At 66.7% G+C, this 6,151-nt stretch carries 11 protein-coding genes; 4 read left to right on the top strand and 7 right to left on the bottom strand.

Annotated elements, in window-relative coordinates:
- The coding region (locus H5411_RS39820; protein WP_463672094.1) for an IS701 family transposase at positions 1-523 on the bottom strand (523 nt) is incomplete at its 3' end.
- Positions 524-642: 119 nt separating this feature from the next.
- Between H5411_RS39820 and H5411_RS39815 the strand changes: the two genes are divergently transcribed.
- Positions 643-1,463, top strand: a protein-coding gene (locus H5411_RS39815) for an IS5 family transposase (protein WP_183126801.1) whose coding sequence is annotated in 2 segments (ribosomal slippage) — positions 643-997 and positions 997-1,463 — 822 coding nt in all. Because the reading frame shifts where the segments join, the coding sequence is not laid out codon by codon here.
- Between the two features lie 18 nt (positions 1,464-1,481).
- Here the strand turns inward: H5411_RS39815 and H5411_RS39810 are convergent.
- The 6 genes from H5411_RS39810 to H5411_RS39785 form a co-directional block, all read right to left on the bottom strand.
- A protein-coding gene (locus tag H5411_RS39810) for an IS5 family transposase (RefSeq protein WP_183126797.1) occupies positions 1,482-2,290 on the bottom strand; the annotation gives its coding sequence in 2 pieces (ribosomal slippage) (positions 1,482-1,951 and positions 1,951-2,290; 810 coding nt in all).
- Between the two features lie 49 nt (positions 2,291-2,339).
- The gene (locus H5411_RS39805; protein WP_312878711.1) at positions 2,340-2,993 is read right to left on the bottom strand and encodes a tyrosine-type recombinase/integrase; all 654 of its coding nucleotides are present in this window, start codon (positions 2,991-2,993) and stop codon (positions 2,340-2,342) included.
- Between the two features lie 147 nt (positions 2,994-3,140).
- Positions 3,141-3,497 (bottom strand): type II toxin-antitoxin system PemK/MazF family toxin, encoded by a 357-nt coding sequence (locus tag H5411_RS39800; protein WP_183126795.1) that lies wholly within the window; start codon positions 3,495-3,497, stop codon positions 3,141-3,143.
- On the bottom strand, positions 3,494-3,763 hold the full coding sequence (locus tag H5411_RS39795) for a hypothetical protein (protein WP_183126794.1): 270 nt from the start codon (positions 3,761-3,763) through the stop codon (positions 3,494-3,496). The genes H5411_RS39800 and H5411_RS39795 overlap by 4 nt, the downstream gene beginning before the upstream one ends.
- Before the next feature lie 183 nt (positions 3,764-3,946).
- On the bottom strand, positions 3,947-4,165 hold the full coding sequence (locus H5411_RS39790) for a DUF397 domain-containing protein (protein ID WP_312878710.1): 219 nt from the start codon (positions 4,163-4,165) through the stop codon (positions 3,947-3,949).
- A 3-nt stretch (positions 4,166-4,168) separates the two neighbouring features.
- Positions 4,169-5,032, bottom strand: a complete 864-nt coding sequence (locus H5411_RS39785) for a helix-turn-helix domain-containing protein (RefSeq protein WP_183126793.1) — start codon at positions 5,030-5,032, stop codon at positions 4,169-4,171.
- A gap of 291 nt (positions 5,033-5,323) precedes the next feature.
- Between H5411_RS39785 and H5411_RS39780 the strand changes: the two genes are divergently transcribed.
- The 3 genes from H5411_RS39780 (at position 5,324) to H5411_RS39775 (ending at position 6,137) form a co-directional block, all read left to right on the top strand.
- Positions 5,324-5,488: a hypothetical protein gene (locus H5411_RS39780; RefSeq protein ID WP_183126792.1), complete on the top strand. Its 165-nt coding sequence runs from the start codon at positions 5,324-5,326 to the stop codon at positions 5,486-5,488.
- A 148-nt stretch (positions 5,489-5,636) separates the two neighbouring features.
- Positions 5,637-5,759, top strand: coding sequence for a hypothetical protein (locus H5411_RS48685; RefSeq protein WP_281377552.1), 123 nt, complete (start codon positions 5,637-5,639; stop codon positions 5,757-5,759).
- Between the two features lie 6 nt (positions 5,760-5,765).
- Entirely contained in the window at positions 5,766-6,137 is a 372-nt protein-coding gene (locus H5411_RS39775) for a hypothetical protein (RefSeq protein WP_183126791.1), read from the top strand.
- Positions 6,138-6,151 lie beyond the last annotated feature (14 nt).

Genomic DNA, 6,151 nt, shown 5'->3' with positions numbered 1-6,151 from the left:
CCTCATCGCCGATCCCCGCCGCACGGCACCGCCCGCGATCCGCCGTCCACTCCTTCGGCAAATACAACTCCCGGTCAATCAAGGCGCGCCCACGCTCGGACGCGTACGCCAGAAACACCCCGATCTGGGAATTCTCGACCCGCCCCGCGGTCCCCGAATACTGGCGCGCCACGCCCGCTGACTTGGTGCCCTTCTTCAAGAAACCAGTTTCATCGACGATCAACACCCCTCGCCCCGCGTCACCGAGACACTCCACCACCACATCCCGCACATCGTCGCGTACCCCCTCGGTGTCCCAGGCGTAAAAGTTCAGCAACCGCTGCATCCGTTCCGGCCCGATATCCCCGGCGGCCTCCGCCAACGTCCACCCGTTCTTGCGCTCCACCTCGCTCAGCAATCCACGCACGTAGGAACGCATCTGCCGGCGCGACTCCACCCGAGGAAACCGGGCCGCGAACCGACCACAGAACGCATCAAAACCCGCCGACCACTCAACCACCGTCTCAACCAGCACCAAGATCATCTATCATGATCTACAACCAGGTCACAACCTGTCGTTGCCGTATTAGAGGTCCTAACAGAATCATCTTGGCGCTGTGGTATTGATCTTGCTGGTTGTTGATTTTCTGGCAGGAGGTTGTGGTGGCCCAGCGCAGGCCGTGGGAGGTTGAGGACGGGCTGTGGGAGTTGCTCGAGCCGTTGTTGCCCGAGGTCGAGCGGCGGTTCCGCTATCCGGGGCGCAAGCGGCTGGACGACCGGAAGGCGCTGTGCGGCATCCTGTTCGTGCTGTACACCGGGATTCCGTGGGAGTTCTTGCCGCAGGAGATGGGGTACGGCTCCGGGATGACCTGCTGGCGCCGGCTGCGGGATTGGCAGGAAGCCGGTGTCTGGCAACGACTGCACCAGCTGCTGCTGGCCAAGCTCAACGCCGCTGGGCTGATCGACTGGTCGCGGGCGGCGGTGGACGGGTCGCATGTGCGGGCGGTGAAGGGCGGCCCAAAACCGGTGCGAGCCCGGTCGACCGTAGCCGCACCGGGTCGAAGCACCATCTGATCACCGATGGTGGCGGTATCCCGCTGGCGGTGACTCTGACAGGCGGCAACCGCAACGACGTCACGCAACTGATGCCGCTGATCGAGGCCATCCCGCCCATCCGCGGCCGGCGAGGCCGCCCTCGCCGTCGTCCCGACGTGGTCTTCGCCGATCGTGCCTATGACCACGACAAGTACCGCAAGCTGGTGCAGAACAAGGGTATCCAGCCGATGATTGCCCGCCGGGGTGTCGAACACGGTTCCGGCCTGGGGGTCTACCGGTGGGTGGTCGAGCAGTGCTTCGCGCTGCTGCATTGGTTCCGGCGATTGCGCATTCGATGGGAGATCCGTGATGACATCCACGAAGCATTCCTCAGCCTGGGGTGCAGCCTCATCTGCTGGCGCCGACTCAAGATCAACTCATTGTGTTAGGAGTTCTTAGAGCTCGTTTCAGAATGATGTTGTGAGTTGGCGGTAGCAGATCAGGACGCATCCGAGTTGGAGGAGTCCGAGATGGATGTCGGCGCGACGTTCGTAGCGGGTGCGGAGGCGTTTGAACTGGTGCAGCCAGGCGAAAGCGCGCTCCACTACCCACCGGACGGTGCCGAGGCCGGATCCGTGGTCGGTGTTCTTGCGGGCGATACGCGGGACGATTCCCCGTTCCCGCAAGGTTTTCCGGTGGTGGTCGTAGTCGTAGCCGCGATCTCCGTAGAGCCAGCGCGGCCGTTGCCATGGTCGGCCGCGTTTGCCCCGGATCGTGGGCAGTGCCTCGACAAGCGGGATCAGCTGGGTGCTGTCATGGCGGTTTCCACCGGTGAGCGTGACCGCCAGCGGGATGCCGCCACCTTCGGTGATCACATGGTGTTTCGTACCGGTGCGAGCCCGATCGACGGGCGAGGGGCCCGTCGCCGCCCCCCTTTCAGGGCCCGCACATGCGAACCATCCACCACGGCGGTATCCAGGTCGAGTCGGTCCAGAGCCCGCAGCTGATCCAGAAGCAGCTCGTGCACCGCTTGGAAAACCCCGGCCTCGGTCCAGTCCCGCAACCTGCGCCAGCAGGTCACCCCGGAGCATCCGGCGACCTCGCGCGGCAACTCCCGCCACGTGATCCCGGTCTTGAGCACGAACACGATCCCGGCCAGCACGGCACGATCGTCGGTCGGCAACCGCCCTGGATACCGATCCCGGCGCGGCGGCCGCGGCGGCAACAACGGTTTCACCCGCTCCCACAAGCCCTCTGGCACCAACTCCTCGATCACCCCAGCAGCATGCCAAAAGATGATCAACCACCAACATCAGACACACCGATCATTCTGAAACAAGTTGTAAGTCCTCGTGCCGCAGACCCAGCGCCTCGCCGATCCGAATGCCTGTCTCCCAAAGAAGAGCGAACAGGAAGCCGTCCCGCAACCGCTGGCAGGCGTCCAGGATCGCTTGAGCCTCGGCGACAGTGAGCACCCGTGGGAGCTTGCGTGGGGCCTTTAACGCGACCGTGCGTCGGGCTTGTGGCTCGCCCTTGCTGATGTGGTGCAGGAACGGCTTCCATCCAGTGCCACGCCGGCCAGCGGGCTGCCAGGTGACCAGCAGCTCGCCGAGGTCTATGCCGTTGCGGCCAGCATGTTGGTAGAACGCGCTCAACGCCGAGAGCTTGCGGTTCACTGTGGACTCGCCGCAGTGATGCTCCACCGACGGCAGCACAGCCACCGACCCCGTCCGGGCGGCTGGAGGTCGACGCAGCCAGGCGATGAACCCGGCCACATCCTCCAGCCGCACCTCGCGCCAGTCCAGACCTCTCCCCGCCAGGAACAGGAACCAGTCCTTCAGGTCGTGCGCGTACGCCTTGACGGTGTTCGGGGACCGCTCAATGTCGGTTAGGTACGCCAGATACCGCTCGATCGGCGCCACCGGGCCGTCGTTGCCGAGCACCGTCCACGACTCGCGCCGCGCGGCGGGCGGCAACACCCGCTGAACAAACATCGCTCCTCCGGAAGATCAACGTGATGGACGGCGGCAGATAACCACGTCCACCAGGCAGATCCAGGGAGCTCAATCCCTCGTGTTCAACATCGAAGACAGCCGTCATGAGACTCCAGATAACGGCCGTTTTGACTAGAAGGCGACCATCTCGCGCAGCCACTCGCTCAGCTCGGCGACCTCGGTGTCCGACGCGGTGCCGAGCGGCTTCGACCGGGTGAACCGCTCGGTGGACACCGCCGTGATCTCCTCGGTGCGCGCCCAGCTCGGCCGGTTCAGCCCGGACTCGGGCGAGTCGATCCGCACGTGATGGTCCAGGCCGCGGTCCCGCGTGGTCAGCGGCACCACGAGCGCCATGTCGATCGGGAACCGGCAGTGCGCCAGCGAGCCGACCACGACGGCGGGACGGAGGCCGCCCTGCTCGTGCCCGATCGGCTGGCCGAAGTCCACCAGCCACACTTGCCACGGCGCGAGCCTCGGCGACCGGCTCACCGGCTGTACTCCGGGTACTCCTCGGCCGCGTCCGGCAGGCCGTCGCCGGCCGCGTTGTCGGTCAGCCGCGCCTCGGCCTGGTAGCTCGCCCATTCCTCGGGGTCGGCGCGCAGCTCCTCGTACCGCCGCATGATCCGGTTCAGCTTGTGCTCCCTGACCAGGCGCTTGACCGCCTCACCCAGCGGCACGCCGTGGAAGTCCCGCTCGGCGATCTCCGCCAGTTCGTCGCGCAGCCCGCTGTCGAGCTGCATTGATGTCGTAGCCATAGAGACCAGTATGACACTGGCTATAGATAGCCTGATAGTCCTGTCGATAGGTGATCACGCACAGTGTCGGTGATCGTTCCCAGCGGGCGAATCTTCCGGGCTGCTCATGCCGGGGCCGCGCTGCAGACGAGCCCCGGCCTACCACGTTTAGGCCGGGGCTCGACTTCTCGTGTCGATCTTGTCTCAGTCGAATTCGCCGTTCTTCACCCCGCGGATGAAGGCGTCCCACTCGCCCGCGGTGAAGTAATGCGCCGGCTTGCTGGGGTCCTTGCTGTCCCTCAGCCACCGGCCGCCATCGGCGGCCTCGCCAACCTCGACGCACTGGCCGTTCTCACCGCTGTAGCTGGACTTGCGGAAGACGACTCGCTCAGGCTCCAGTGCATCGCGCACATCGTTGTCCACTTCTCACACCTCCTTCATTGCGCGTTGCATGATCCCCCGCGAGTCCTCGGGGGTGGCGGCCAAGGCGTGCACGCGGCGCAGCGTGCGCTCGTACAAGGCGACCTCTTCGGGCTCCTCGAAGTAGAGCCCGGTGTTGACCAACTCGAAATAGACCACGCCCGGATCGCCCACCATGTCGGGCGGGAACTTCATCACGGTGAAGGTGCCGCCCTGCTGTGCAGTGTGTGCGCCCGCGTCGAGCGGGAGCACCTGAATGTCGATGCGGGGCCGCTCGGACATCTCCAAGAGGTGCGCGAGCTGTTCGCGCATCACTGTCGAGTCTCCCCGCTTGCGGTAGAGCACCGCCTCGTCCAGCACGGTCCACAGCCGCACCGGCTCGTCCTCGCGGTCGAGAATCCGCTGCCGGCCCATGCGCAGCTCGACACGCTGCTGCACCTCGTCGTCGGTGAGGTCGTTGTCCGCCCGGATGACGGCCTCGGCATAGGCGCGGGTCTGGAGCAGCCCGCGCACGAGCAGGGCGTCGAACGAGGACAGCTCGGCCGCCCCGGCTTCGAGCCCGAGGAACAGGTCAAACCACGGGGGGACCACGCTGCTCAGGTTCGCCCACCAGTTCTTGCCCTTCTTGGCGGCCGTCAGCAGCTCACGCATGAAGTCGATCCGGTCCTGCATCCCGTACAGGCCGAGCAGGATTTCCAGGTCGCCGGCTGATGGCAGGTTCCGCGCGCTCTCCAGGTAGCCGACGTGCTGCTGCGACCGGCCGATGCGCGCTGCGGCGTCCTTCTGCTTGAGCCCGGATTCCTTGCGCAGCCGCTTCAACTCCAGCGCGATCCAGCGCTTGAGCACGGCAGGGCTTGATGACGTGATCACGCTGTTCACCTTCTCCTCGGGGCGGGGGACACCAGCCTTCACCACACACCCATCACCCGAACGGACGGCCGTGTGAGCCTTGACGATGTGAATACAACATAGTTGTATCAACCGTGACGGGGTTCACGTCACCCGAGGTGACAAATCCTGTCACACCGGGGACGGCCCCACGTTGGCTCCTCCCCCACGACGAGAGCGCCGTCCCCGGTCCCAATGACCGGCAGCGGCTCCGGCCCGGATCCCCGACCTGGGCCGGGGTCGCTGCCCTCCAACCGGCGACGGGGAGTCGGAATGGACGTCGAGAACGTGCCGGAGCGCCAGCCCAAGCGGGTGATCCGCACGCCCGAGGAGCTGGCCGCCGCGCTCGCCGAGCGGTTCCTCGCCAACGCCGCGGCCGGCGACAACGACGCCCTGGTGCAGCAGCTCGGCGAGTGGAAGCGCAGGCGCCGGCAGTGAGCGGCGAGCCAGCCCGGCCGGCCCCGACTCCCCGGCACCTCGCCGACCGCCGCGAGTACGACCCAGCGTCGTCCCTGCCGCACCGCGTCAGCGGCCAGCTCGACATTCCCGCGCCCGAGCGGCCCTGCACTTCGAGACCCGCGAGGCCGTGCTGGTGCGCGTGCGCGAGGGCCTGGAGCGCTACGAGCCACCCGCCGTGAAGAAACGCGAGGACTTCCGGGGCTGGATGCAGCCGGCCCCGGAGGAGAACGCAACCGAACCCGAGGAGTGATCAACCGTGACCGCTGTCCTGGACAGCACCGCCACCCTGGCGGATTGCACCCTTGCCAGCCTGCCGTTGCGCGATGCCGTCACCGTGCACGGCATCGAGCACAACGACATGCCGATCGTGGTCGAGCACCGGCTGCCCGGCGTCGAGGTCGAGGCCCGCCCGATCTCGGACGACGGTACCCGCCGCGAGTACTGGTTCACCGACCCGGCCAGCAACTCGCGGCTGCGGCTGGTGGTCACCTTCGACCGCGCGAGCGGCGACGTGCGGATGGCGGTCGCCGAGACCGGCCCCCGCGACATCTTCGACGAACTGGTGGTCGCGTTCGCGCGGTGGAACCAGCTCGGCCGGCTCCACCCCGCGCTGTGGGACGTGTCGTGATGTTGCGCTGACGG

It is taken from the genome of Amycolatopsis echigonensis, assembly GCF_014174495.1.
Taxonomy (GTDB): domain Bacteria; phylum Actinomycetota; class Actinomycetes; order Mycobacteriales; family Pseudonocardiaceae; genus Amycolatopsis; species Amycolatopsis echigonensis.
This window is presented reverse-complemented; position numbering and strand designations above follow the sequence as displayed.